Here is a 23750-nt window from a genome sequence, read left to right as displayed (position 1 = left end):
TTTGGTATTCCCGCCACTGTGTACCACTCGGTACAAAGCCAAAACACCCAGGACATCTTGCCCCTTGAGTCTGCACAAGCCGGTACACCCACCGGTTTTACAGTCCAAGGAGTGAGCCCATGATCGGTAGCGTCAGCAATTACACGAGCTATACCAGCACCAGCAGCACCTCCACCCAGAACGCCCGCAGCCAACAACTGCAAAAGCAGCTGTTCGCCAAACTCGACAGCAACGGCGACGGCGCGGTGGATCAGGACGAACTGAAAAGTGCTCTGTCGCAGAAATCCGGCGACGGCCTGCTGGTCAACCTGAGCAAGCAATTCGGCGATCTGGACAGCGACGCCAGCGGCAGCCTCAGCGCCGAAGAAATGACCGCGATGGCGCCTCCGCCGCCACCTCAGGATCAAGCACCGAACACCGACCTCGCCGACGCCCTGATCAGCGCCCTCGACGCCGATGGCGACGGCGCCATCAGCAGCGACGAACTGCGCAACGGCCTGACCAGCGCCGGCAGCAGCGCCGACAGCAACCAAATATTCTCGGCCCTGGACAAGAACAAGGACGGCACCGTCAGCCAGGACGAACTCACCGCCAGCCTCACCCCACCACCGCCACCACCGCCGCAACAAGCCTCCAGCAACGAACTGTTCAGCCAACTGGATGCCGATGGTGACGGCAGCATCAGCGAGACCGAACTGAGCAGCGCGTTGCAAAGCAGCGACAGCGCCTCGACGAGTAGCACTGATACCAGCGCTGCATTGCTCAAGGTACTCGACAGCGACAGCAGTGGCGGCGTGAGCAGCGATGAACTGAAAGCGGCGCTACAGGCAGGTCGGGAACGCCCGCCCGAAGAACAGACCGCCAGCACCCAGACCACCAGCGAAGCGCTGAACCGGATGATTGCCAACTTGAGCAAACAGTACTCACTCGACAATGCCGCGCCGGTGGGCAAATACCTGAATGTGGCGACCTGACCCGATGTCGTGATGGATGATCGTTTCCATGCAGCGGTGTGGGAACGGTCATTTGGGTGTGGCCGTGAGAGGCTGGTTGCCTGATATGCCTCTTCGCGAGCAGGCTCACTCCTACAATTGGATCGAGTACAGGCAGTTAGAGATTGGTTGGCTGTAAGGCCGCCTTCGCGAGCAAGCCCGCTCCCACAGTTGGATTGGGGGTGGTCAGTTGGAAATTGGTCGGCTGTCAGGCCGCCATCGCCAGCAGGCTGGCTCCCACAATTTTTAACTGTATGCACCGCACGCGGCGAGGCCGCCCCACTCAATGGCCGAGTGTCAGCTCGCCGAAAGCTCTTGATCTTGACCTACGGGCGACATCGGAAGGCTGAGTGGAGGGATTGATCCGGGGGTGGGAGCGCAGCGACCGTTTGGCGAAGCCAAACACAGCGAGAGGAGGTGCAGCGAAGCAAACCGTAGGCGCTGCGCCCGGATCAATCCCGGAGCGAAGGGACCCCGAGCCCCAGCGAGCGGGCCGAACGTAGGAGCAAGCGTTTTGGGTTACTTTTTAGGCGTTTGTAAAAAGTGACTCGCCGTAAGGGCGAAACCGCCAGCCGCCACACCCAAACCAACGGATATGCCCACAACCCCAAAAAAGCCAAGGCGCCTAAACCCGAGCCTGACTCTTGCTCCAATCCGTCAACAAACTATAGGCCACCGCCAACAACGTAGGCCCGATAAACAACCCGATAAACCCAAAAGCGATCAACCCGCCAAACACCCCAAGCAACACAATCACCAACGGCAGATTCCCCCCGCGGCTGATCAGATAAGGCTTCAACACGTTATCCACGCCACTGATGATGAACGTCCCCCAGATCCCGAGAAACACCGCCATCCCGTATTCACCTTTCCAGGCCAGCCAGGCCGTGGCCGGAATCCACACCAACGGTGGCCCCATCGGAATCAGACTCAACAGAAAGGTCACGATCCCCAGCACCAACGCCCCCGGGACCCCGGCAATCAGAAAGCCGATCAACGCCAGAACCGCCTGCGCCGCCGCCGTACCGATCACCCCGTTGACCACCCGCTGCACGGTGCCGGCCACCAGCTCGATGTAATACCCGGCACGCTCACCAATCAGGCGCTGCAGCAGACCGTGCACAAACGCCGCCAAGCGCGGCCCGTCGCGATAGAAAAAGAACACAAAGACAATGCTCAGGGTCAGCTCGAGAATCCCGCCGCCAATCTGCGCACTGCGCGCCAGCAACCAGTTACCGACCTGCCCCAGATACGGTTTGATCGACACCATCAGCGCTGCGCCCTGCTGATCAATGCTGTTCCAGATCCCCACCAGCCGCTCGCCCACCAATGGCACGCTGCCGAGCCAGACCGGCGCCTCCGGCAGACCATCGACCTGCACATCCTTGATGAACGCCGTGGCATCGCGCACGTGATCGGCCAGGTTGAACCCGAGCCACACCAGCGGCGCCGCCACCAGCAACATCCAGCCCAGGGTCAAAATGGCCGCGGCGAGTGATTCGCGGCCATTGAGCCAGCGGGTCAGCAGACGCATCAGCGGCCAACTGGCGAACGCCAGCACCGCGCCCCAGAACAGCGCCGACCAGAACGGCGCCATCACCCACAGGCTGGCACCGAACAGCACCAGCAGGAGGATTTGCACCAACAGCCGATCGTTATTGAGCATGTACAGTCTCGAAGAAGTCAGTCGGTCAAAGAGTAGGCGAACACGCCGCGCGTGCACGCCCGATGCAGCTTACCGCAACAGATCGATGCGCAGGCCAGAGCCGTCGGCGCTCCCCGCCTCCATCCGTGCCGCCCGCACCCCCTGACCGATCAGCGCCTGACGCCAGGCCTCGGCCTTGGGTCCGGCAATCGTCACGCGTTGGGTGGTGTCGAGGTTCAAGCCACGGGAAATCAGTCGTAACCAGGTGTCATCCGGATCGCCGGTCAGCTTGGGAAAGTCCAGTTCACCGGTACTTTTGAGCTGTCGCAACAGCGTGGCCGAGGTCGGCAGCAACACGCCCAGCGGCGCGCCCGCTTCGAACTGTTCGACATGCAGGTAGGCTTTGCGATTGCCGCGGGTGATGCTGTAAAGCGCGACCAGGGTGTTGTCTTTCGGTGCGGCCAGACGCAACAGCAGATAGGCCTGTTGCTCATCGGCACCGTACAGCTTGGAGTTGCCGAACACTTCATTGGCCCACAGGCTGCTTTCGCCACAATCACGGGCCTGGCACCAGAACAGCAACTCGGCGTCCTGCTTTTGCAGGGCTTCGCGGGCGGCGGTGAAGGCTTCGGTGGCGGAATGCTCAGGCGGCAACTCGTAGGTGACCGAAGTGGTCTGGCCGCGCGCCGTGACCTGGCCGTCAAAGCGCAACTGGCCGCTGATCTTGCGGATCGAGCCCAGCGGATAGATCCGCTCAAGCTCCACAGGAGGGCGATAGTCGACGATCTGCGCATCGGCCAGACGCGGCACGATCTGCAAATCCAGGCTGCCGGGCACGTCGGCGGCGAACGAAACGGAACTGAAACAGCACAGCGCCAACAGACTGAGTGACCGCATAGTCAGGCTCATCGGATCGGCATGGCTTGGCGGGTCGGGGGCGCAGCGGTATAGAAATCCATCGTGTTTGTCTCCCATTTCAACCCGCCCAGCCTCGACAGTTGCCCGGTGCAAGTCAAGGAATGGCGAAGAAGCGATTGAAACAGTCTGCGACAAGGTCGGCACCGGACTCATCGTTCAGGTGCAAATGATGCCCGCCCGCCAGCTGTTCCTGGCTAAAGGGTAGACGCTCCAGCAACTCCGGATGTTTGGCCAGCATGCCGTCGGCGGCGACCACCAGTTGCGCCGGGCAGGTGATGCGCTGGACGAAAGCCATCGCCTGCTCTTGAGTCAGGCGCAGCGGTGACGGCAGGGTCAGGCGATTGTCGGTGCGCCAGGTATAACCGCCGGGCACCGGCATCAGACCGCGTTGCGCCAGCAGTTCGGCGGCTTCGCGACTGACCGCCACCAAGCCCTTCATCCGTGCTTCGATAGCGCGGTCGAGGGTGTTGTAGACCGGCTTGCGCTTTTCGCGCAGATCCAGCTGCGCTTGCAGGGCCATGCCCATGCGCTCGGCGGCATTTTCGCCTTTGTCCGTAGGAGGAATCACCCCGTCGATCAACGCCAGGTGGCTGATGCGCTCCGGCAACGAACCGGCCAGCACCAGCGAAACGATCGCGCCCATCGAATGCCCGAGCAGGCCGAAGCGTTTCCAGCCCAGTTGCTCGGCGACCTGCAACACGTCGTGGGCGTAATCCCACAGCGCATAACCGGCGCCATTCGGTCGATGCCCGGAATGCCCATGCCCGGCCATGTCCAGCGCGATGATGCGCAAACCTTTGAGCTTGGGTGCCAGGCGCGCAAAGCTGTTGGCGTTGTCGAGCCAGCCATGCAGGGCAATCACCGGCAGACCGTCCTCCGGGCCGAATAAGTGCGCGGCCAGTTCGATATGCGGCAGGCTCAGGCGCACTTCTTCGAAGGTCGGGCTCATGCGCAGTCCTTCTGTTGGCGGCGCTCCCAGCGCGTAAACAGCTCTTTGAGCAGGCGCGCCGTGTCTTGCGGACGTTCCAGCGGAAACATGTGCCCGCCGGGCATGCTCAATGCTTCACCCTGCGGCAGGCGCCCGACGAATCGGCTGTGATGACGCATGACCACGCGGCTCTTGTGGCCACGCACCACCGCCAGCGGCACTTTCAGCTGACGAGTGCGACCGGGACTGGTGTGCGGCACGCCGCGATAGATGCTGATTTCAGTGGCCGGATCAAAGCGCAGACGCAGCTTGTCGCCAACCGTATGCAGCCCGTGCTGCAGGTAGGCATCGAAGCATTCCGGATCGAAACCGCGAAACAGGGTCTTGCCGGCAAAATAGCTGCGCGCCGTGTCGAGATCGGCGAATTCTTCGCGCCGCCCCAACGTTCGTCCGGCCGGGGTCAGTTTGTCGATGAAGCCGAAGCGCTTGGCCGCGCGGATCACCCACTGGTCTGTGCGGGTCAGCACCGGCGAGTCGAGCATGACCACGCCGCGATACAGCTCAGGGCAACGCAACGCCGCGTGCAGGTGCAACACACCGCCAAACGAATGGCCGACGCCCCACACCGGCTGATCCTGTTGCTGCAGATGGTGGATCAGTTCGTCGACCAGGTTGTACCAGTTGTCGTCCGCCGGGAAACGCGGGTCATGGGCATGCTGTTCCAGATGCGCGACCCGATACTCGGGCGCCAGCGCCGCGAACAACTTGCCATAGGTGCCCGAGGGAAACCCGTTGGCGTGGGCGAAAAAGATCGGTTGCGACATGCAGGTTTATCCATGAGCGGAAACATGCCGCTGATTGTCCGCAAGAGCGCGGCCCTGAGCAATGACCGTAACTGCCAGGAATGATGACAGTCCGGACAGCATGATGGTGTTTCAGGGAGATCGCTTCCCCCTCACCCCAACCCTCTCCCCCAAGGGGGCGAGGGGGAAAAGGGAGCTGATCTGCATGAATTTCAAAACCTGAACTCGGCTCGATAGCTCAGGTCGGCGCAACTCGAACATCCAGCCCGATCAGTCCCCTCTCCCTCCGGGCGGTCCGACGTTTCGGGAGGGTTAGGGTGAGGGCGGCTGCTCGCCCAATGGCACCACCGCCATGGTCAAACGCGACACACAACTGGCCTTGCCCTCGTCACTGGTCAGGCGGATATCCCAGACATGCGTGGTGCGACCGATGTGAATCGGCTTGGCCACCGCGGTCACCCGCCCGCTGCGCAAACCGCGCAAATGGTTGGCGTTGATCTCCAGCCCCACGCAGTAGAACTTGCTGGCATCGATGCACAGATAACTGGCCATCGAACCGACGGTTTCCGCCAGCACCACCGAGGCGCCGCCGTGCAGCAGACCGTAAGGCTGGTGGGTGCGGTGGTCGATGACCATGCTCGCCGTCAGCGATTCCTCGTCGAAGGACTCGAAACGGATATCCAGCACTTCGCCGATGGTGTTTTTCTGGATTGCGTTCAACTGCTCGATGTTCGGAGTGGTGCGCCACAAGCTCATCGCAGGCTTCCTTTGTTGTTTTGGTGGTCACTCAATCCTGCCACAGCACCGCCTCGCTGCGCGCGCTCCATTCTTCAAACCGCGCGCCGTAGGTGTCTTCAATGACGTTGCGCTTGATCTTCAAGGTCGGCGTGAGAAAACCGTTTTCCACCGCCCAGCTGTCCTTGACCACCACCAGCCGGCGCAGGCGCTCGTGTTTGTCGAGCACGGCGTTGACCTCTTCCAGCAGTTTTTCCAGGCTCGAATGCAGGCTGGCCCGCCCTTCTTCCTGATTGACCGTCGACAGTACGCACAAGCCCAGCGGCGCACTCAGGCCATCGCCGACAACACAGACCTGTTCGATCCGCGAGTGCACCGCCAGCCGGTTTTCAATCGGCGCCGGGGCGACGTATTTGCCTTTACTGGTCTTGAAGATTTCCTTGAGCCGGCCGGTCAGGCGCAAGCGCCCCTCGGCATCCTGCTCGCCCTTGTCGCCGGTACGCAGGAAGCCGTCCTCGGTGAGGGTCTCGGCGGTTTTCTGCGGCTCCTTGAAATAGCCGAGCATGTTCGCCTGGCTGCGCACCTGCACCTCGCCGGACTCGTCGATCCGCACCTCGACCTCCGGGCACGGTTTGCCGATCCAGCCCTGCTTGTATTGGCCTGGCAGGCAGATGTGCGAGTAGCCGCAACTCTCGGTCATGCCATAGACCTCCAGCACATCGAGGCCGAGTTTCTGATACCAACTGAGCAAGGTCTGCGGCACCGGTGCCGCGCCGGACAGGGCGACGCGCAAGGCATCCAGCCCCAGCCCCGACAACACCTTGCGCCCGACCCGTTTGCCAATGAACGGCAGGCCAAGGAGGAAATCCAGGCGCTTGGCCGGAATCTTGCCGTACACGCCCATCTGGAATTTGGTCCAGATCCGCGGCACGCCGAACATCGCCGTGGGCCGCGCCCGCTGCAGATCGGTGATGAAGGTGTCGAGGCTTTCGGCAAAGAACACGGTTTGCCCGGTGTAGATCGAGGCCAGCTCAACGAACATGCGTTCGGCGACATGGCACAGCGGCAGGTACGACAGCAGCCGGTCTTGCTCGTTAAGCCCGAACAGTTGCGTGCCGCGAGTCGTGGCGAACCCCAGATTGGCAAAGCTGTGCATCACGCCTTTGGGCAACCCGGTGGTGCCGGAGGTGTAGATAATGGTTGCCAGTTGCTCGGCCGCAGGACGCGGATCGTCCTGGATCGGCGAGCTTTTTTGCAGGTCATCCCAACTGAAATCGAACTCACCGGGCGGGTGCAGCGGCAGGCTGATGGTCGGCAAATCCGCCGGCACACCGACCGACATGCCCGGCCAGTCATCGAGTTTGCCGATGAACGCCAGCACACTTTCCGAATGCGTCAGCACCTGATTCACCGAGTCGGCGGTCAGGTTGGGATACAGCGGCACCGAGACGTGCCCGGCCATCCAGATCGCCAGATCGGCAATGATCCAGTGCGCGCAGTTTTTCGAGATCAGCGCGATATGGCTGCCCTGCGGTAATTCCCGCGCGCGCAGCCAGTGCGCGGCGCAACGCGCTTGATGACCGACGTCGGCCCAGGTCAGGGTCTCGACCTGCCCGCCACCGATGGGCTGCACCAGAAAACGCTGGCGCGGGTGCCGGGCTTCACGCTCGTAGAACACGTCCAGCGGCAAACGGAAGGCGGCAGACATGCGACTCGCTCCTGTTTTTTTGGGTCTGGAGCAAGCGTAGTCAACCAAGCAAGTGCTTGGTTGGAAAATTCAAACAAATAATTTCAACTGAAAATGAGGGCCCTGTGGGAGCGGGCTTGCTCGCGAATGCGCTGTGTCAGCCACCGTAAATGTCACTGATACACCGCATTCGCGAGCAAGCCCGCTCCCACAAGGAATCAGCGTCAGGGGTGCTTGAGACTGTTGAGGGTCATCGAGCCGATCAGCAGCTCAGGGCTTTCCAGCTCGGCCAACCCCGCCGTACCGACCTTCTCCGGCGGATATCCGGCGCCATGCTGCAGATAGCTCAGCAGATTGCCCACCAACGGGTTGTGACTGACCAGCAGCACATCGCTCACCGACACCAGTTGATCGGTGACCTTGTCCGGATCGCTCTCCGGCGTCAGCCAGCCGACCGTGCGGATCTCCGGCTCGAACCCCAGCGCCTCGCGGACAATCTGTGCGGTCTGTTGCGCACGCAGATAAGGGCTGGCGTAGATCGCCGTCAGTGGCTGGCCGATCAATTGCGCGGCGCTGCTCAACGCTTCTTTGCGACCGTGTTCGGTCAACGCCCGCTCGGAGTCAGGGCACGAGCCGTAAGGCACCGCCTCGCCGTGACGCAACACCCAGAGTTTCATAGCTTGGGTTCCTCATCGCGGGCCGGATGCGGCGCTGGCGGCACGGCGTGCGGTGCTTCGCCTTCCGGGGCACGCGGGGTTGGCCAGTCGGCAAACGGCCAGGGTTTCTGGTCGCTGTGAAAGCTGCCGAAGCGGCCGATCTGCGCGAGGAACTGGCTCAGGCTGTCGCCGAAATTCATCAGGCTGGCGCTCGGCGCGCCGTAAATCAAACGATAGATCAGTTGCACCAGCACCACGGCGCCGAGGATGAACTGCGCCACTTGCCAGACCAGCACGTAGACGATCATCCACAGCACCCGCAGGAGAATGGATTCGTACTTGGCTTCGGTTTTCGGATCGTTCATGGCTCGCTTCCTGTTGAATCAGTTGAAACCGCTGGTGGAAATAAAGTCGACGTCGGTTTTCGGTTCGGCACGCATCAGTAGACCGATCACCTGCTCCAGCGTGCGTCCTTCAAACAGAATCGCATGCAGCCCGGCGACCAGCGGCATGTACACGCCAACCTCCTGGGACTTGGCCTTGAGCACCTTCAGGGTGTTCACGCCTTCGGCGACTTCGCCCAGGCGCGACACCGCTTCATCAAGGCTCAAGCCCTGACCGAGGGCAAACCCGACCTGATAGTTGCGGCTCTTCGGCGACGAGCAGGTGACGATCAGATCACCGACCCCGGCCAGACCGAGGAAGGTCATCGGGTTGGCACCCTGGTTCACCGCGAACCGGGTCATCTCGGCCAGGGCGCGAGTGATCAGCATGCTCTTGGTGTTCTCGCCCATCTCCAGCGCCACCGCCATGCCGGCGATGATCGCGTAAACGTTTTTCAACGCCCCACCCAGCTCGACGCCGAAACGGTCAGCACTGGCGTAAACGCGGAAGGTGCGACCATGCAGTGCAGCCTGCACCTGTTTGCACAATTCCTCGTCTTCGCTGGCGACCACGGTGGCGGTCAGCGCGTGCTCGGCGATCTCCCGCGCCAGGTTCGGCCCGGACAGCACGCCAATACGCGCCTGCGGGGCGATTTCTTCGAGGATCTGGCTCATCAGTTTGAAGGTTTGAGCTTCGATGCCCTTGGTCAGGCTGACCAGCATCTTGCCGCTCAGTCGCTCGGCGTGGGCGGCCAGCACCGTGCGCAGCGCGCTCGACGGCAGCGCGACGAAGCACAGCTCGCAAGCGTCGAGGGTGGCCGGCAGATCAGTGACCGCAGTCACTCCCGGCAGAATCTTGATGCCTTTGAGGTAACGCGGGTTCTCGCGGTTGACCCGGATGGCCTCGGCCTGCTCGGGGTCACGCATCCACTGCCGGACTTGATGGCCGTTCTCGGCCAAAAGATTGGCCACGGCGGTACCAAAACTTCCGCCTCCCAGGACCGCAATCGGGCGCTGTTCAGTCATATGCAATCCGTTAATCCATACCAGTGGCGATGCCGGCATTATACGGGGCGACCGGAGCGCGGCCAGCCCCTGCGTCAATTACCGACACTTGTAGGAAGAAGACCAATAAAGCCGAGGAAAATGCCCGCATCGTGACTGGAAAAGTCACTGTCCTCGGTTAACATGCGCGCCAATTCTTTGCGATCAAGGCCGTGCCGTGTCTTTTGGCTCTCCCCCCTCGCGTTCGTCACTGCTGCTGGCGCTGCTGTTCAGCCCGGTGTTGCAGGCGGACGACCTGTTTGTCGACAGCGAAACGCTGCCGCAGGTGCTGACGGCTACGCGCCTGAAACAGACGCCGGCGGAAGTGCCGGGGAGCATGACCGTACTTGACAGTGAGCTGATCAACGCCAGCGGCGCGCGGGACATCAGCGAGTTGCTGCGACTGGTGCCGGGGATGATGGTCGGCAACATCAGCGGCAATCAGGCGGCGGTCAACTATCACGGAACCAATGCCAGTGAAGCGCGGCGCATGCAGGTGCTGATCGATGGCCGCTCGGTGTACCGCGCAGGCCTGGCCACGGTGGACTGGAGTGACATTCCGGTGGCCATGGAAGACATCGAGCGCATCGAGGTTTTCCGTGGGCCGAACACCGTCAGCTACGGCGCCAACGCGCTGATGGCGGTGGTCAACATCATCACCCGCAACCCGGCGGACAGCCACGGCACGCGCCTGAAGGTCACCCGAGGCCAGCGCGGCATCAACGACTTCTATGCCAGCCAGGGCACGGGGTGGAATGGCGGCGACTTGCGCCTGTCGCTGTCCGGGCAGGAAGACGATGGCTTCGACAGCGACCGCACCGGCGCCGATTATCGCGACAGCCGCCGCTTGAACCGCTTCAGCCTCGCCGTCAGCCAGACCCTGAGCGACAACCAGAGCCTCGACTGGCAAATCAACGCGAAGGACGGCAGTAACCAGCGGCCCTACACCTACCACCCGGTGTTCTCGGGGATTACCGCTGCCGGGAACAATTCCGACGTGGTCGCCAAGGATTACGCCGGCTCGGTGCGCTGGAATCTCGACATCAATCCCGAACACAGCCTTTATATACAGGGTTCGGCCCAGCACTGGGATCGCCAGCAAGTGTGGCGCGCCTGCGATGCCGAAGTGTCGTTCAGCCCGCAACTGACCCAACTGTGGCAGCTCAACCCGAACTACACCGAACGCCTGGCACGCAATATCACCCGCTTCACCGGCCCTGGCGCCGCGCCGGGTACCCCGCAGGAAATGGCTCTGGCTAATCAGGTGCTGGATCAGTGGCGCAACGGTGCCAGCCAGACCTTGTGTGGCGACATCGATCAAAGCGCCCGCGAATCACGCTACGACCTCGAATTGCAGGACACCCTCAGTCTGTCCGACAGCCTGCGACTGGTCAGCGGCCTGAACTATCGTTACGACCGGGCCGATTCCGAGACCTACTTCAACGGCACGCTGGATGACACCACCTGGCGCGCGTTCGGCCAACTGGAGTGGCGCGCCAGTGAACACTGGCTGTTGCAGGGTGGCGCCATGTTCGAAAACACCCAATTGATCGGCAGTTCGCTGACGCCGCGATTCGCCGTCAACTACCTGATCAACCCACGCCATGGCCTGCGCGCGGTGTACTCGGAAGCGATCCGCTCGCCGGACATGTTCGAGAACAACGTCAACTGGAGCTATCAGGTAAGTAACCTGCGGCCGTCCGCCTATGGCCAGTCTTCGGCGCGTTACTTCGTCAAGACCCGCGGGCCCGGCGATCTCGATCAGGAGCACATGCGCTCGCGCGAACTGGGCTACAACGGCTATTTCGCCGAACTCGGGCTGGCCGTGGACGTGAAGCTGTTCTACGACGAAATCACCGGGATGATCAGCGAGCCGCTGCGCAACAACCAGTACATCGCCAGCAACGCCAACAGCTCACGCTTTCGCGGCACCGAAACCCAGCTCGACTGGCGCCTGAGCATGATCGATCGCCTGCGCTTCACTTACGCTTTCGTCGACGCCGAAGCGAGCAATCCGCTGGATCAGCAATTCACCTCGCGCAACAGCGGTTCTGCCGGCTGGCTGCGTGATTGGGGCCACGGCTGGAACAGCGCGCTGTTCTATTACGGCGACAACGCGCTCAACGGCTACCGCTTCGAGCGCGTCGACACGCGCATCGCCAAACGCATCCCGCTGGGCAAGGCACAACTGCAACTGGCCGGCGTGCTGCAGCAGCGGCTCGACAATGAACCGACCACTTTCGTCGACAACAATTACGACGAACGCCGGGTGCTGTACTTCAGCGCCGAGCTGGAGTTCTAGGGTGCGCTATGCCACGCCAAACAAGACGCCAACCCTTGGCCACTGGCTGGCCGGTGTCTGTCTGTTTTTGACCGCGTGGCTGCACGGCGTGGCGGTGCAAGCCGCCGATATTCTGTTGACCGGCGCCGAAGAAAGCCCCGGGGTGCAAGCCTTCGTCCAGGCCCTGAGCGAGCTGCGTCCCACCGACAACGTGCGGTTCCAGCCGCTGGCCAGCCTGCCGGCGCCGGGCAAGTTGCCGAGCAATCTGCGGATGATTCTGCTCGACCTGCCCAGCCTCGACTGGCGCCTGCAGGAGCCCCAGGGCCCGGCGACGCTGGTGTTGCGCATCAGCCGATTGCAAGCGCGGCAACGCCTGGGTGGCGCACAACCGCCGCACTTGAGTCTGCTATGGAGCGATCCACCGCTGGGGCGGCAACTGCAACTGATTCGACGGATTCTGCCGCAGGTGCGCCGGGTCGGCGTGCTGTTCGACCAGCACAGCGAATTCCTGCTCAAGGAGCTGCATCAGGCCGCAGCGCCGCTGAATCTGCAAATCGTCAGCCAGCGTTGGGACAACACCCAGGACAGTCGCCCGTTGCAAAGCGTGCTGAGAAACAGTGACGTGTTGCTGGGCCTCGACGATCCCGATCTGTACAACCCGAAAACCGCGAAAAACCTGCTGCTCAGCAGTTACTCCCGGCAAGTGGCGCTGGTCGGGCCGAACGCGGCGTTCGTGCGGGCCGGCAGCCTCGCCAGCACTTACAGCGATCAGCCCGACTGGCTGGCGATCCTTGACCAGTTGCTCGATCGCCCGCCGGCGACGTGGCCGCGCACGCTCTACCCCGATCGTTTCAAGGTCTCAAGTAATGTGCAGGTCGCTCGTTCCCTCGGTATCGAGCCAATCGATGAAGCGTCTGTAGCCCGCCAGTTGGCTGAAGGAGAAAGCCACCCATGAATCTGCGTCGCCGCTGGGACATCAACACCCGCACGCAATTGATCAGCCTCGGGCCGGCCCTGCTGCTCACACTGCTGCTGATCAGTTTCTTTACCTTCGTGCGGATTCAGGATTTACGGCAGGAGCTCAATCACACCGGGCAACTGATCGCCAACCAACTGGCGCCCGCCACCGAGTACGGGGTGATTTCCGGCAACAACGAAGTGCTGGAAAGCCTGCTCAAAGCGACCCTGGCCACACCGAACGTGCGTTTTCTGGAAGTGCAGGACAGCGCCAACCGGATTCTCGCCTACGTTGAACAAGCCGCCGACGCGCACAACCGCCCGCATCAGGTCGAGGTGTTCCAGGCCCCGGTGCGCCTGCAACGGATCGCCCTCAACAGCGATTTTTTCCACGACGCCAAAGCCAGCAACAACGTGACCAGCGAAGACTATCTGGGCCGGGTGATCGTCGGTCTGTCCAACGATGCCTTCAGTCAGCGCCAACAGGAAATTCTGCTCAAGGCCGGGATTCTGGCGTTGTTCGCCCTGCTCTTCACCTTTGTTCTGGCGCGGCGTCTGGCCGGCAGTCTGTCGGCGCCGATCCGCGATATCGGCAACGCGGTCAAGGCGATTCAGCAAGGCGACTACAAGACCCCGCTGCCGATCGTCGATGACACCGAGTTGGGCGCCCTGTCGCAGCACATCAACAACCTCGCCCAGGCACTGGAGCAGGCCAGCCGCGAACAGCATCAGGCGATGGCGCAACTGATCCAGACCCGCGAGGAAGCGGAAAAGGCCAACAATGCCAAATCCGATTTCCTGGCGATGATGAGCCACGAACTGCGCACCCCCATGAACGGCGTGCTGGGCATGTTGCAGTTGCTGGAAACCACCGACATGACCGAGGAGCAGATCGAGTACGCGGCGCTCGCTTCCGAGTCCACCGAACACCTGCTGAAAGTCATCAATGACATCCTCGACTTCTCGCGGATCGAACGCTCGGAGCTGGAGCTTGAGCACATTCCGTTCAATCTGGCCGACCTGATCGGTGCGTGTGCCCAGTCGTTCCAACACAGCGCGGTGCAGCGTGGCCTGGACCTGAACCTGCGGATCCCCGAGGACATGCGCGCCTTGCAGGTGCAGGGCGACCCGACGCGGATCCGGCAGATTCTGGTCAACCTGGTGGGCAACGCGTTGAAGTTCACCGAGCGTGGCCGGGTCAGCATCGAGGCGCAGTGGCAGTCGCTGGATCACGAGTTGCTGTGGTTCACCTGCTCGGTGCGCGACAGCGGCATCGGTATCTCCTCGGAAAGCCTGGAGTTGATGTTCAATGCGTTCCAGCAGGCCGACAGTTCGATTTCCCGGCGCTATGGCGGCACCGGCCTCGGCTTGCCGATCGCCCGCACCCTGGCCGAACGCATGGGCGGGACGTTGCGCGCGCAAAGCGAAGAAGGCCTGGGGTCGGTGTTCACTCTGGAAATCCCGCTGGCCTTATATAAGCAGACGTTGCCGCAACTGGCGGCACCGCGTGCAGCCAATGGCAACGGGCATGGTGAGGGGCGCAATGTGTTGCTGGTGGAGGACAATCCGGTCAACCAGACGGTCATCGAAGCGATGCTGCGCAGCCTCGGCTTTACTGTCAGCGTTGCTACCGATGGCGCGCAAGCGGTGCGCAGCGCCGAAGGCAATGATTTCGAAGTGATTCTGATGGACTGCCGGTTGCCGATCATCGACGGCTATGAGGCAACCCGGCAGATCCGCCAACTGCCCGGACGCGGTGAAGTACCGATCATCGCGCTGACCGCCAACGCCTTGCAGGGCGACCGTGAAACCTGCTTGTCGGCGGGCATGAACGATTACCTGGCCAAGCCGTTCAAACGCAATGACCTACAACAGATTCTGCAGCGCTGGGTGCAGTAGTGACGGTTTTTCGACCATCTGCGACTGGCGTGAAAAGCGAAAGTGCGGCAGTCTTAGGCACCCGAACGAGCCTCAAAAGAGGCTTGAATAAAAATTTCAGTGCACAAGTGTACATTCATGTCCTTGGTGCTGTGACTTTCACCACAACGCAATAGTCTATGAGTAGGCTGCCGGTACGAGGCATGAACGCGTCGATCGGCCGGGAAGATTTGCCCCACCTGCCGCATGGGATTATTGAGGAGCTCGCATGACCAAACAAAACGCCTTTACTCGGGAAGACCTGCTGCGCTGCAGTCGCGGTGAGCTGTTCGGCCCAGGTAACGCGCAACTGCCCGCCCCGAACATGCTGATGGTGGATCGCATCACCCTGATCAGCGAAGAAGGCGGCAAGTACGGCAAAGGTGAATTGGTCGCCGAGCTGGATATCAACCCTGACCTGTGGTTCTTCGCGTGCCACTTCGAGGGCGATCCGGTGATGCCGGGCTGCCTGGGTCTGGACGCCATGTGGCAACTGGTCGGCTTCTTCCTGGGCTGGCAAGGCCTGCCGGGCCGTGGCCGTGCGCTGGGTTCGGGCGAAGTGAAATTCTTCGGCCAGGTCCTGCCGACCGCCAAGAAAGTCACCTACAACATTCATATCAAACGCGTCCTCAAGGGCAAGCTGAACCTGGCCATCGCCGACGGTTCGGTGACTGTCGACGGTCGCGAAATCTACACCGCCGAAGGCCTTCGCGTCGGCGTGTTCACCTCCACTGACAACTTCTAAGGGTTATTCGCATGCGCCGCGTCGTTATCACTGGTCTGGGCATTGTTTCGTGCCTGGGCAATGACAAAGAGACCGTCTCCGCTAACCTGCGTGCAAGCCGCCCTGGCATCCGGTTCAACCCGGAATATGCTGAAATGGGTCTGCGTAGCCAGGTTTCCGGCTCCATCGACCTCAACCTTGAAGAACTGATCGATCGCAAGATCTATCGTTTCGTCGGCCACGCAGCGGCTTACGCCTACCTGGCCATGAAAGACGCGATCACTGACTCCGGCCTGACCGAAGAGCAAGTGTCCAACCCGCGTACCGGCCTGATCGCCGGCTCGGGCGGCGCGTCGACTCTGAATCAGATGGAAGCGCTGGACATCCTGCGCGAGAAAGGCGTGAAACGCGTTGGCCCATACCGTGTAACGCGGACCATGAGCAGCACCGTTTCCGCGTGCCTGGCCACGCCGTTCAAGATCAAGGGCCTGAACTACTCCATCGCTTCTGCCTGCGCCACCAGTGCTCACTGCATCGGTACCGCCATGGAACAGATCCAGATGGGCAAGCAAGACATCGTCTTCGCCGGTGGCGGTGAAGAAGAGCACTGGAGCCAGTCGTTCCTGTTCGACGCGATGGGCGCCCTGTCCAGCAAGCGTAACGACACCCCGGAACAAGCCTCCCGCGCCTACGACGCCGACCGTGACGGTTTCGTCATCGCTGGCGGTGGCGGCATGGTTGTGGTTGAAGAGCTGGAACACGCGCTGGCCCGTGGTGCCAAGATCTACGCCGAAATCGTTGGCTACGGCGCAACGTCCGACGGCTACGACATGGTTGCCCCAAGTGGCGAAGGCGCGATCCGCTGCATGCAGATGGCAATGTCCACCGTCGACACCCCGATCGACTACCTGAACACCCACGGCACCTCGACTCCGGTCGGCGACGTCGCGGAAATGAAAGGTGTGCGTGAAGTATTCGGCGACAAGGCTCCTGCGATCAGCTCGACCAAGAGCCTGTCCGGTCACTCCCTGGGCGCCGCCGGCGTTCACGAAGCGATCTACTGCATGCTGATGATGGAAGGCAACTTCATCGCCGGTTCCGCCAACATCGACGAACTGGACCCTGAAGTGGCCGATCTGCCGGTGCTGACCAAGACCCGCGAAAACGCCACCATCAACACCGTGATGAGCAACAGCTTCGGCTTCGGCGGCACCAACGCCACGCTGGTGCTGAAGCGCTGGGAAGGCAAGTAAGTCCCCGCTGCTGAGCCACACATGAAAACGCCCCGACTGGTTCGGGGCGTTTTTTTTGGTCTGCAGAAAGTCGCCAGGCACTCCGCTTTCCCTTGTGGGAGCGGGCTTGCTCGCGAAAGAGCTGGCTCAGGTATGAAGGTGGCGACTGACACTCCGCTTTCGCGAGCAAGCCCGCTCCCACAGGGGATATCAGTGCGCCTGAAAATGAAACTTCTGTCATGAAACTTCCCGCCCTGCGACCGAATGTCGCGGATTACGCGGGCTGCAGCACTGTTGCAAAAACCGCAACAACACCTTGCGCAAATCAAGCGTTTACTTAGCAAGCTAACAAATCATATAAAAGAGTCCTGCACACGCCTTGCTGCAGATAACTTGAGATTTGGAGCTAGCAGATGACTGTAAAAGTAACTGAACGCGACGATTCACACATGTCCCACGAAGGCGTAGCCGCCGGTGTACGGATCTGGGATGTGCATCAACAAGACTTGCTGGTCGGCATGTTCCACAACGAGATTGACGCCCACAATTACAAGGCCGAATTGGAACTGCAGGAAAAGCAGCGGGATCTGAAATCCGCCTGAAGCAACCACAGCATTGAAAACGACAAACCCCGCCATGAGCGGGGTTTGTCGTTATTACAGCTTTATCGGTTTACCACATCAGGTCATCAGGGATCTGATAGGCCGCGTACGGATCGTCCTCGGCATTGACCTCTTCGGTCTGCACGTTGAGCTGCACGATACGTTGCGGGTCGCGCTCCTGGATCTTCAGCGCCGCTTCACGCGGGATCACTTCGTAGCCGCCAGCATGGTGCACGATCGCCAGCGAGCCGCTGCTGAGCTTGTTGCGCATCAACGTATTGACCGAGATGCGCTTGACCTTCTTGTCGTCGACGAAGTTGTAGTAGTCCTCAGTGGTCAGCTTCGGCAGACGCGAGACTTCGATCAACTGTTTGACCTGCGCGGCACGGGCCTTGGCCTCGGCTTTCTCCTGCTGCTGACGGTTCAACTCCTGGTCGCGCTTGACCTTCTCGGCCATGGCTTCCTGAGCGGCGCGCTGCTGCGAATCATCCAGCTCGGCCTGCCCTTTGTGGGCCAGACGCTGTTGCTTCTGCTTGTCTTTGCTGACCTGCTTGGCCTGCTTTTGGTTGACCAGACCTGCTTTGAGCAACTGGTCGCGAAGGGAAAGGCTCATTAATGCTTACTCACTTGGGCAACGGCTCAGCCGCAGCTGGGCAAATTCTTTTCCTGACGTTTGGCTTCACCCCACAGGGCGTCCAACTCTTCGAGGGTGCAATCTTCCATGGGACGACGGGTGTCGCGCAATGCCTGTTCGATAAAACGGAAACGTCTTTCAAACTTGGCGTTGGCGCCACGCAGCGCGGTTTCCGGATCGACCTTCAGGTGCCGGGCCAGATTGACCACGGAAAACAGCAGATCGCCGATCTCGTCGGCCACCGCTTGCGGATCGTTTTCGGACATGGCCTCGAGCACTTCATCGAGCTCTTCGCGCACTTTGTCCAGCACCGGCAACGCATCCGGCCAGTCGAAACCGACCTGCCCGGCACGCTTTTGCAACTTGGCTGAACGCGACAGTGCCGGCAGCGCGGCAGGTACATCATCGAGCAGTGACAGCTGCTCGGGCGCGGCGGATTTCTCGGCGCGTTCTTCGGCCTTGATCTCTTCCCAGCGCTGCTTGACCTGCTCTTCGCTCAAGCGTGGTACGTCCAGCGGCGCATACAGATCGCCGGTGGGGAACACGTGCGGATGGCGGCGGATCAGCTTGCGAGTGATGCTGTCGATCACCCCGGCGAATTCGAAGCGCCCTTCTTCCTTGGCCAACTGGCTGTAATAAACCACCTGAAACAGCAGATCACCCAGCTCGCCCTGCAAGTGATCGAAGTCGCCCCGCTCGATGGCGTCGGCCACTTCGTAGGCTTCTTCGAGGGTGTGCGGGACGATGGTCGCGTAGGTTTGCTTGATGTCCCACGGGCAACCGTACTGCGGGTCGCGCAGACGGTTCATCAGGTGGAGCAGGTCTTCAAGTGAATACATCTGTCATGCCTCTACACAAAACCAATGTGGGAGCGGGCTTGCTCGCGAATGCGGTGTGTCATTCAGCGCAAATATCGACTGACACGCCCTCTTCGCGAGCAAGCCCGCTCCCACCTTCGAACGAAGCCATCTTCACGGGGTACGGTTACGCCGCGTCTCGATGATGTTCGGCAACTGCGAAATCCGCCCCAGCAAGCGGCCCAGCGCATCCAGCCCGGGAATCTCGATGGTCAGCGACATCAGCGCGGTGTTGTCTTCCTTGTTCGAGCGGGTGTTGACCGCCAGCACGTTGATGCGCTCGTTGAGCAGCACCTGCGAGACGTCCCGCAGCAGACCGGAACGGTCGTAGGCGCGGATGACGATGTCCACCGGATAGGTGAGCACCGGCACCGGGCCCCAGCTGACCTGGATGATCCGCTCCGGCTCGCGCCCGCCCAGTTGCAGCACCGAGGCGCAGTCCTGCCGGTGAATACTCACGCCACGACCCTGAGTGATGTAGCCGACGATCGCGTCGCCCGGCAGCGGCTGGCAGCAGCCGGCCATCTGCGTCATCAGATTGCCGACGCCCTGGATCTGGATGTCGCCGCGCTTGCCCGGCTTGTAACCGGTAGCTTTGCGCGGGATCAACTCCAGCTGTTCGTTGCCGCGTTCCGGCTCGACCAGTTGCTGTGCGAGATTGACCAGTTGCGCCAGACGCAGGTCGCCGGCACCGAGGGCGGCGAACATGTCTTCGGCGGTTTTCATGTTGGCCTTTTCGGCCAGCTTGTCGAAATCCACCGCCGGCAGACCGAGGCGATTGAGTTCGCGCTCGATCAGGGTTTTACCGGCCGCGACGTTCTGGTCACGGGCCTGCAACTTGAACCAGTGAACGATCTTCGCCCGCGCCCGCGAGGTGGTGACGTAACCCAGGTTCGGGTTCAGCCAGTCACGGCTCGGCGTACCGTGCTTGCTGGTGATGATCTCGACCTGTTCACCGGTCTGCAGGCTGTAGTTGAGCGGCACGATCCGCCCGTTGATCTTCGCGCCCCGGCAGTTGTGACCGATTTCGGTGTGCACGCGGTAAGCGAAGTCCAGCGGCGTCGCGCCTTTCGGCAAATCGATGGCGTGGCCGTCGGGGGTGAAGATGTAGACCCGGTCCGGTTCGATATCGACCCGCAGCTGTTCGGCCAGACCACCGATATCGCCCAGCTCCTCGTGCCACTCCAGCACCTGACGCAGCCAGGAGATTTTCTCTTCGTAGTGGTTCGAGCCGGATTTGACGTCGGTGCCCTTGTAGCGCCAGTGCGCGCAGACGCCGAGCTCGGCCTCTTCGTGCATCGAGTGCGTACGGATCTGTACTTCCAGCACCTTGCCTTCCGGACCGATTACCGCGGTGTGCAGCGAGCGGTAGCCGTTCTCTTTCGGGTTGGCGATGTAGTCGTCGAATTCCTTCGGGATGTGCCGCCACAGGGTGTGGACGATGCCGAGCGCGGTGTAGCAGTCGCGCATTTCCGGCACCAGCACGCGCACGGCGCGCACGTCGTAGATCTGGCTGAACTCCAGACCCTTGCGCTGCATTTTGCGCCAGATCGAATAGATGTGTTTGGCCCGGCCGCTGATGTCGGCGTCGACGCCGGTGGCCTGCAATTCGTCCTTGAGCTGGGTCATCACATCGCTGATGAACCGCTCACGGTCCAGCCGCCGCTCATGGAGCAGCTTGGCGATCTGTTTGTATTGATCGGGTTCCAGGTAACGGAAGGACAAGTCCTCCAGCTCCCACTTGATATGACCGATGCCGAGTCGGTGCGCGAGCGGCGCATAGATGTCGAAGACTTCCCGGGCGACGCGGTTGCGCTTCTCGTCGTCAGCGGTTTTCACCGCGCGAATGGCGCAGGTACGTTCGGCCAGTTTGATCAGCGCGACACGAACGTCGTCGACCATCGCCACCAGCATCTTGCGCAGGTTTTCCACTTGGCCCTGAGTGCCCATCACCATCGACTGGCGCGGGCTGAGGCTGGCACTGATTGCCGCCATGCGCTGCACGCCGTCGATCAGTTTGGCCACGACGGGACCGAAGCGCTGGCTGACCGCCGCGAGTTCGATCTGACCTTCGCGGACGCCGCGATACAGCACCGCCGCGACCAGCGAATCCTGATCGAGTTTGAGGTCGGCGAGGATCTCGGCGATCTCCAGTCCCGTGCTGAAACTGCCGGAGCCTTCGGCCCACAGATTCTTCTTGGCATTGGACTGCTGTTCGGCCTCGCGAGCGAACTCGCAGGCTTCTTTCAAGGCTTCGCGATCCAGTGCCATGTCGACACTGACCGCGTGATCGAGCCAAGCCTCGAGATTGATACTGCCGTCAGTGTTGATCGGCTGGTGTGCTCTCACCTGTACCATGCTGCTTTACCTTCCCTACGACGCAGATTCAATGCGTCAAATCGCTGACCCTCAATGTCCGTATGCGCTCGCGGGGCTAAAGCGAGCGCCGCCCGGACAGGTCAGACGGATTCAGACGAGCCATCCTGGCTCGCTTCAAATAACGCCATGGCCTCGACATGTGCCGTCTGAGGAAACATATCGAGAATCCCGGCACGTTTTAACCGGTAGCCCTGCCTGATCAATTCGACCGTATCGCGCGCCAGAGTTGCAGGGTTGCACGATACATACACCAACCGTTTGGCACCCAGGGTCGCGAGCTTGCGCACCACCTCGAAAGCACCGTCACGCGGTGGGTCCAAGAGTACCGCAGAAAAGCCGTTTCCGATCCACTGAGCATCGGTCAAAGGCTGGGATAAATCGGCTTGAAAAAACTTTATGTTATGCAAATTGTTGCTAGCGGCATTCGCAGCGGCACGGTCGACCATGGTCTGCACGCCCTCTACCGCCACCACTTCACGCACGCTTTTGGCCAGCGGCAAGGCGAAGTTGCCCAGACCGCAGAACAGGTCGAGCACGCGCTCGTCACCGGTCGGCTTCAGCCAGTCCAGCGCCTGCGCGACCATCGCCTCGTTGACCCCGGCGTTGACCTGAATGAAATCCCCCGGCCGCCAGGCCAGATCGAGATCCCATTGCTCCAGGCGATAGCCCAGCGCCTGCGTGGCATCCACCGGTTGCGGCTCGCCGTCACCATGCAGCCACAGTTGCGCTGCATGGAACTGACAGAAATCCTTGAGGATCGTCAGGTCGGCTTCGGACAGTGGCGCCATGTGGCGCAACAACACCGCCAGCGATGAACCACTGAACAACTCGACATGCCCCAGCGCCTGCGGTTTGCTCAAACGACGGAGCATCTCCGGCAAACGGGTCATGATCGGTTGCAAGGGCTGTACCAGCACCGGGCATTCGTTGATGGCGACGATGTCCTGACTGCCGGCAGCGCGGAAACCGACTTCAAGCTGCTTGGCCTTCATGTCCCAGCGCACGGCGATCCGCGCGCGGCGGCGATAGCCGAATTCCGGGCCAGTCAGCGGCGCAGCCCATTCGTCAGGCGCGACCCCGGCGACCTTCGACAGCTGCTCGGCGAGCATGCGCTGTTTCAGGGCAAGCTGCTCGGCGTGGGGCAAGTGTTGCACGCTGCACCCGCCGCAGCGGCCGGCATGCTGACAGGCTGCCGGGCGACGCAACTCGCTGGCCTTGAACACGCGCTCGGTGCGCGCCTCGACCACTTTTCCGTGGGCGCCAAGTACCCGCGCCTCGACCTCTTCACCGGCAAGGGCGCCGAGGACGAACCAGGTTTTGCCTTCGAAAAACGCGATGCCGCGACCGTCATTGGCCAGGCGCTCGATGTTCAAGCGCTGTTTTTTGCCGGTCGGAATTTGCGCGGCCTTGCTGCCGCCGGTGGGCTGGAAGCGCAGGCCTCTCTCGTGCTTGGCCATCAGTTGGGCGCGTCGAAAATGCCGGTCGACAGATAACGGTCGCCACGGTCGCAGATGATCGCGACGATCACCGCGTTTTCAACTTCTTTGGACAGGCGCAGCATCGCTGCCACCGCACCACCCGAGGACACGCCACAGAAGATGCCTTCTTCGCGGGCCAGACGCCGGGTGACGTCTTCGGCCTCGCTTTGCGCCATGTCGACAATACGGTCGACGCGGTCGGCCTGATAGATCTTCGGCAGGTATTCCTGCGGCCAGCGACGGATACCGGGAATGGCCGAGCCTTCCATCGGTTGCAGCCCGATGATCTGCACGCTGTCGCTCTGCTCTTTCAAGTAGCGCGAGACGCCCATGATGGTGCCGGTGGTGCCCATCGAACTGACGAAATGGGTGATGGTGCCCTGGGTCTGACGCCAGATTTCCGGGCCGGTGGTGGTGTAGTGCGCCTCCGGATTATCGCCGTTGGCGAACTGATCAAGCACTTTGCCACGGCCTTCGGCTTCCATCCGCTGGGCGAGATCGCGAGCGCCTTCCATGCCCTCTTCCTGACTGACCAGAATCAGCTCGGCACCGTAAGCGGTCATCGCCGCCTTGCGCTCGGCGCTGGAGTTGTCCGGCATGATCAGGATCATCTTGTAACCCTTGATCGCGGCGGCCATGGCCAGCGCAATCCCGGTGTTGCCCGAGGTCGCTTCGATCAATGTGTCGCCAGCGTGAATCTGCCCGCGCAGTTCGGCACGGGTGATCATCGACAGCGCCGGACGGTCCTTGACCGAACCCGCCGGGTTGTTCCCTTCGAGCTTGAGCAACAGGGTGTTGCTGGTGGCACCGGGCAGGCGCTGCAAACGCACCAGCGGAGTGTTGCCGACGCAATCGGCGATGGTTGGGTACTGCAGGGTCATGGCGTATTCGCAATCCA

General features: G+C 61.6%; 21 protein-coding genes. 7 read left to right on the top strand and 14 right to left on the bottom strand.

The window, feature by feature from the left end:
* Positions 1-119: 119 nt before the first annotated feature.
* Positions 120-974, top strand: a complete 855-nt coding sequence (xopAW, locus tag M0808_RS06705) for a XopAW family type III secretion system calcium-binding effector (RefSeq protein WP_247840423.1) — start codon at positions 120-122, stop codon at positions 972-974.
* Positions 975-1617: 643 nt separating this feature from the next.
* Here the strand turns inward: xopAW and M0808_RS06700 are convergent.
* The 9 genes from M0808_RS06700 to M0808_RS06660 all read right to left on the bottom strand — a co-directional run bounded on the left by M0808_RS06700 (position 1618) and on the right by M0808_RS06660 (position 9773).
* Entirely contained in the window at positions 1618-2658 is a 1041-nt protein-coding gene (locus tag M0808_RS06700) for an AI-2E family transporter (RefSeq protein WP_097088491.1), read from the bottom strand.
* A gap of 69 nt (positions 2659-2727) precedes the next feature.
* Positions 2728-3534, bottom strand: a complete 807-nt coding sequence (locus tag M0808_RS06695; protein WP_247840421.1) for a DUF4892 domain-containing protein — start codon at positions 3532-3534, stop codon at positions 2728-2730.
* Positions 3535-3649: 115 nt separating this feature from the next.
* Positions 3650-4504 (bottom strand): alpha/beta hydrolase, encoded by an 855-nt coding sequence (locus M0808_RS06690; RefSeq protein WP_027612316.1) that lies wholly within the window; start codon positions 4502-4504, stop codon positions 3650-3652.
* Positions 4501-5307 carry an alpha/beta hydrolase gene (locus tag M0808_RS06685; protein ID WP_027612315.1) on the bottom strand — a complete coding sequence of 269 codons (807 nt, stop codon included), beginning with the start codon at positions 5305-5307 and terminating at the stop codon, positions 4501-4503. Before M0808_RS06685 ends, M0808_RS06690 begins: the two co-directional genes overlap by 4 nt.
* Before the next feature lie 291 nt (positions 5308-5598).
* Positions 5599-6042 carry a hotdog fold thioesterase gene (locus tag M0808_RS06680; RefSeq protein ID WP_134787093.1) on the bottom strand — a complete coding sequence of 148 codons (444 nt, stop codon included), beginning with the start codon at positions 6040-6042 and terminating at the stop codon, positions 5599-5601.
* A gap of 31 nt (positions 6043-6073) precedes the next feature.
* Positions 6074-7729, bottom strand: coding sequence for an AMP-binding protein (locus M0808_RS06675; RefSeq protein WP_247840419.1), 1656 nt, complete (start codon positions 7727-7729; stop codon positions 6074-6076).
* 203 nt (positions 7730-7932) lie between these two features.
* Positions 7933-8385, bottom strand: coding sequence for a phosphohistidine phosphatase SixA (gene sixA, locus M0808_RS06670; protein ID WP_247840417.1), 453 nt, complete (start codon positions 8383-8385; stop codon positions 7933-7935).
* Positions 8382-8729 (bottom strand): DUF4389 domain-containing protein, encoded by a 348-nt coding sequence (locus tag M0808_RS06665; RefSeq protein WP_007968953.1) that lies wholly within the window; start codon positions 8727-8729, stop codon positions 8382-8384. Before M0808_RS06665 ends, sixA begins: the two co-directional genes overlap by 4 nt.
* An 18-nt stretch (positions 8730-8747) precedes the next feature.
* Entirely contained in the window at positions 8748-9773 is a 1026-nt protein-coding gene (locus M0808_RS06660; RefSeq protein ID WP_247840415.1) for an NAD(P)H-dependent glycerol-3-phosphate dehydrogenase, read from the bottom strand.
* Positions 9774-9969: 196 nt separating this feature from the next.
* On the opposite strand from M0808_RS06660, the gene M0808_RS06655 reads away from it, so the two are divergent.
* From M0808_RS06655 to M0808_RS06630, 6 genes are all read left to right on the top strand, one after another.
* Positions 9970-12093, top strand: coding sequence for a TonB-dependent receptor (locus M0808_RS06655; protein ID WP_247840414.1), 2124 nt, complete (start codon positions 9970-9972; stop codon positions 12091-12093).
* Between the two features lies 1 nt (position 12094).
* Entirely contained in the window at positions 12095-13027 is a 933-nt protein-coding gene (locus M0808_RS06650; RefSeq protein WP_115984154.1) for an ABC transporter substrate-binding protein, read from the top strand.
* Positions 13024-14928 (top strand): response regulator, encoded by a 1905-nt coding sequence (locus M0808_RS06645; protein ID WP_027612308.1) that lies wholly within the window; start codon positions 13024-13026, stop codon positions 14926-14928. The genes M0808_RS06650 and M0808_RS06645 overlap by 4 nt, the downstream gene beginning before the upstream one ends.
* A 247-nt stretch (positions 14929-15175) precedes the next feature.
* Entirely contained in the window at positions 15176-15691 is a 516-nt protein-coding gene (gene fabA, locus M0808_RS06640) for a 3-hydroxyacyl-[acyl-carrier-protein] dehydratase FabA (protein WP_003227150.1), read from the top strand.
* An 11-nt stretch (positions 15692-15702) separates the two neighbouring features.
* Positions 15703-16923: a beta-ketoacyl-ACP synthase I gene (gene fabB, locus M0808_RS06635; protein ID WP_007968959.1), complete on the top strand. Its 1221-nt coding sequence runs from the start codon at positions 15703-15705 to the stop codon at positions 16921-16923.
* Positions 16924-17315: 392 nt separating this feature from the next.
* Positions 17316-17504: a hypothetical protein gene (locus M0808_RS06630; RefSeq protein WP_247840413.1), complete on the top strand. Its 189-nt coding sequence runs from the start codon at positions 17316-17318 to the stop codon at positions 17502-17504.
* A 70-nt stretch (positions 17505-17574) separates the two neighbouring features.
* On the opposite strand, the gene M0808_RS06625 is transcribed toward M0808_RS06630, so the two are convergent.
* The 5 genes from M0808_RS06625 to cysM form a co-directional block, all read right to left on the bottom strand.
* Positions 17575-18117 (bottom strand): DUF2058 domain-containing protein, encoded by a 543-nt coding sequence (locus M0808_RS06625; RefSeq protein ID WP_007968960.1) that lies wholly within the window; start codon positions 18115-18117, stop codon positions 17575-17577.
* Positions 18118-18143: 26 nt separating this feature from the next.
* Complete coding sequence (gene mazG, locus M0808_RS06620) at positions 18144-18977, bottom strand: nucleoside triphosphate pyrophosphohydrolase (RefSeq protein ID WP_135296352.1); 834 nt, start codon at positions 18975-18977, stop codon at positions 18144-18146.
* 132 nt (positions 18978-19109) lie between these two features.
* Positions 19110-21353, bottom strand: a complete 2244-nt coding sequence (relA, locus tag M0808_RS06615; protein ID WP_103368743.1) for a GTP diphosphokinase — start codon at positions 21351-21353, stop codon at positions 19110-19112.
* Positions 21354-21454: 101 nt separating this feature from the next.
* Positions 21455-22831, bottom strand: a complete 1377-nt coding sequence (rlmD, locus tag M0808_RS06610; RefSeq protein WP_247840412.1) for a 23S rRNA (uracil(1939)-C(5))-methyltransferase RlmD — start codon at positions 22829-22831, stop codon at positions 21455-21457.
* Positions 22831-23733, bottom strand: coding sequence for a cysteine synthase CysM (cysM, locus tag M0808_RS06605; protein ID WP_027612303.1), 903 nt, complete (start codon positions 23731-23733; stop codon positions 22831-22833). Before cysM ends, rlmD begins: the two co-directional genes overlap by 1 nt.
* Between the last annotated feature and the right edge of the window lie 17 nt (positions 23734-23750).

This window comes from Pseudomonas sp. MWU12-3103b (assembly GCF_023100615.1).
Taxonomy (GTDB): Bacteria; Pseudomonadota; Gammaproteobacteria; order Pseudomonadales; family Pseudomonadaceae; genus Aquipseudomonas; species Aquipseudomonas putida_A.
Note: the sequence above shows the minus strand (reverse complement) of the source record. Positions and strands in the feature narration are given on the sequence as shown.

Coding starts and splice junctions, on each gene's coding strand:
- M0808_RS06675 (WP_247840419.1), bottom strand. CDS start 7,729: ATGTCTGCCGCCTTCCGTTTGCCGCTGGACGTGTTCTACGAGCGTGAA.
- cysM (WP_027612303.1), bottom strand. CDS start 23,733: ATGACCCTGCAGTACCCAACCATCGCCGATTGCGTCGGCAACACTCCG.
- M0808_RS06660 (WP_247840415.1), bottom strand. CDS start 9,773: ATGACTGAACAGCGCCCGATTGCGGTCCTGGGAGGCGGAAGTTTTGGT.
- relA (WP_103368743.1), bottom strand. CDS start 21,353: ATGGTACAGGTGAGAGCACACCAGCCGATCAACACTGACGGCAGTATC.
- fabA (WP_003227150.1), top strand. CDS start 15,176: ATGACCAAACAAAACGCCTTTACTCGGGAAGACCTGCTGCGCTGCAGT.
- fabB (WP_007968959.1), top strand. CDS start 15,703: ATGCGCCGCGTCGTTATCACTGGTCTGGGCATTGTTTCGTGCCTGGGC.
- mazG (WP_135296352.1), bottom strand. CDS start 18,977: ATGTATTCACTTGAAGACCTGCTCCACCTGATGAACCGTCTGCGCGAC.
- M0808_RS06695 (WP_247840421.1), bottom strand. CDS start 3,534: ATGCGGTCACTCAGTCTGTTGGCGCTGTGCTGTTTCAGTTCCGTTTCG.
- sixA (WP_247840417.1), bottom strand. CDS start 8,385: ATGAAACTCTGGGTGTTGCGTCACGGCGAGGCGGTGCCTTACGGCTCG.
- M0808_RS06630 (WP_247840413.1), top strand. CDS start 17,316: ATGACTGTAAAAGTAACTGAACGCGACGATTCACACATGTCCCACGAA.
- M0808_RS06665 (WP_007968953.1), bottom strand. CDS start 8,729: ATGAACGATCCGAAAACCGAAGCCAAGTACGAATCCATTCTCCTGCGG.
- M0808_RS06685 (WP_027612315.1), bottom strand. CDS start 5,307: ATGTCGCAACCGATCTTTTTCGCCCACGCCAACGGGTTTCCCTCGGGC.
- M0808_RS06645 (WP_027612308.1), top strand. CDS start 13,024: ATGAATCTGCGTCGCCGCTGGGACATCAACACCCGCACGCAATTGATC.
- M0808_RS06690 (WP_027612316.1), bottom strand. CDS start 4,504: ATGAGCCCGACCTTCGAAGAAGTGCGCCTGAGCCTGCCGCATATCGAA.
- M0808_RS06680 (WP_134787093.1), bottom strand. CDS start 6,042: ATGAGCTTGTGGCGCACCACTCCGAACATCGAGCAGTTGAACGCAATC.
- M0808_RS06700 (WP_097088491.1), bottom strand. CDS start 2,658: ATGCTCAATAACGATCGGCTGTTGGTGCAAATCCTCCTGCTGGTGCTG.
- M0808_RS06625 (WP_007968960.1), bottom strand. CDS start 18,117: ATGAGCCTTTCCCTTCGCGACCAGTTGCTCAAAGCAGGTCTGGTCAAC.
- xopAW (WP_247840423.1), top strand. CDS start 120: ATGATCGGTAGCGTCAGCAATTACACGAGCTATACCAGCACCAGCAGC.
- rlmD (WP_247840412.1), bottom strand. CDS start 22,831: ATGGCCAAGCACGAGAGAGGCCTGCGCTTCCAGCCCACCGGCGGCAGC.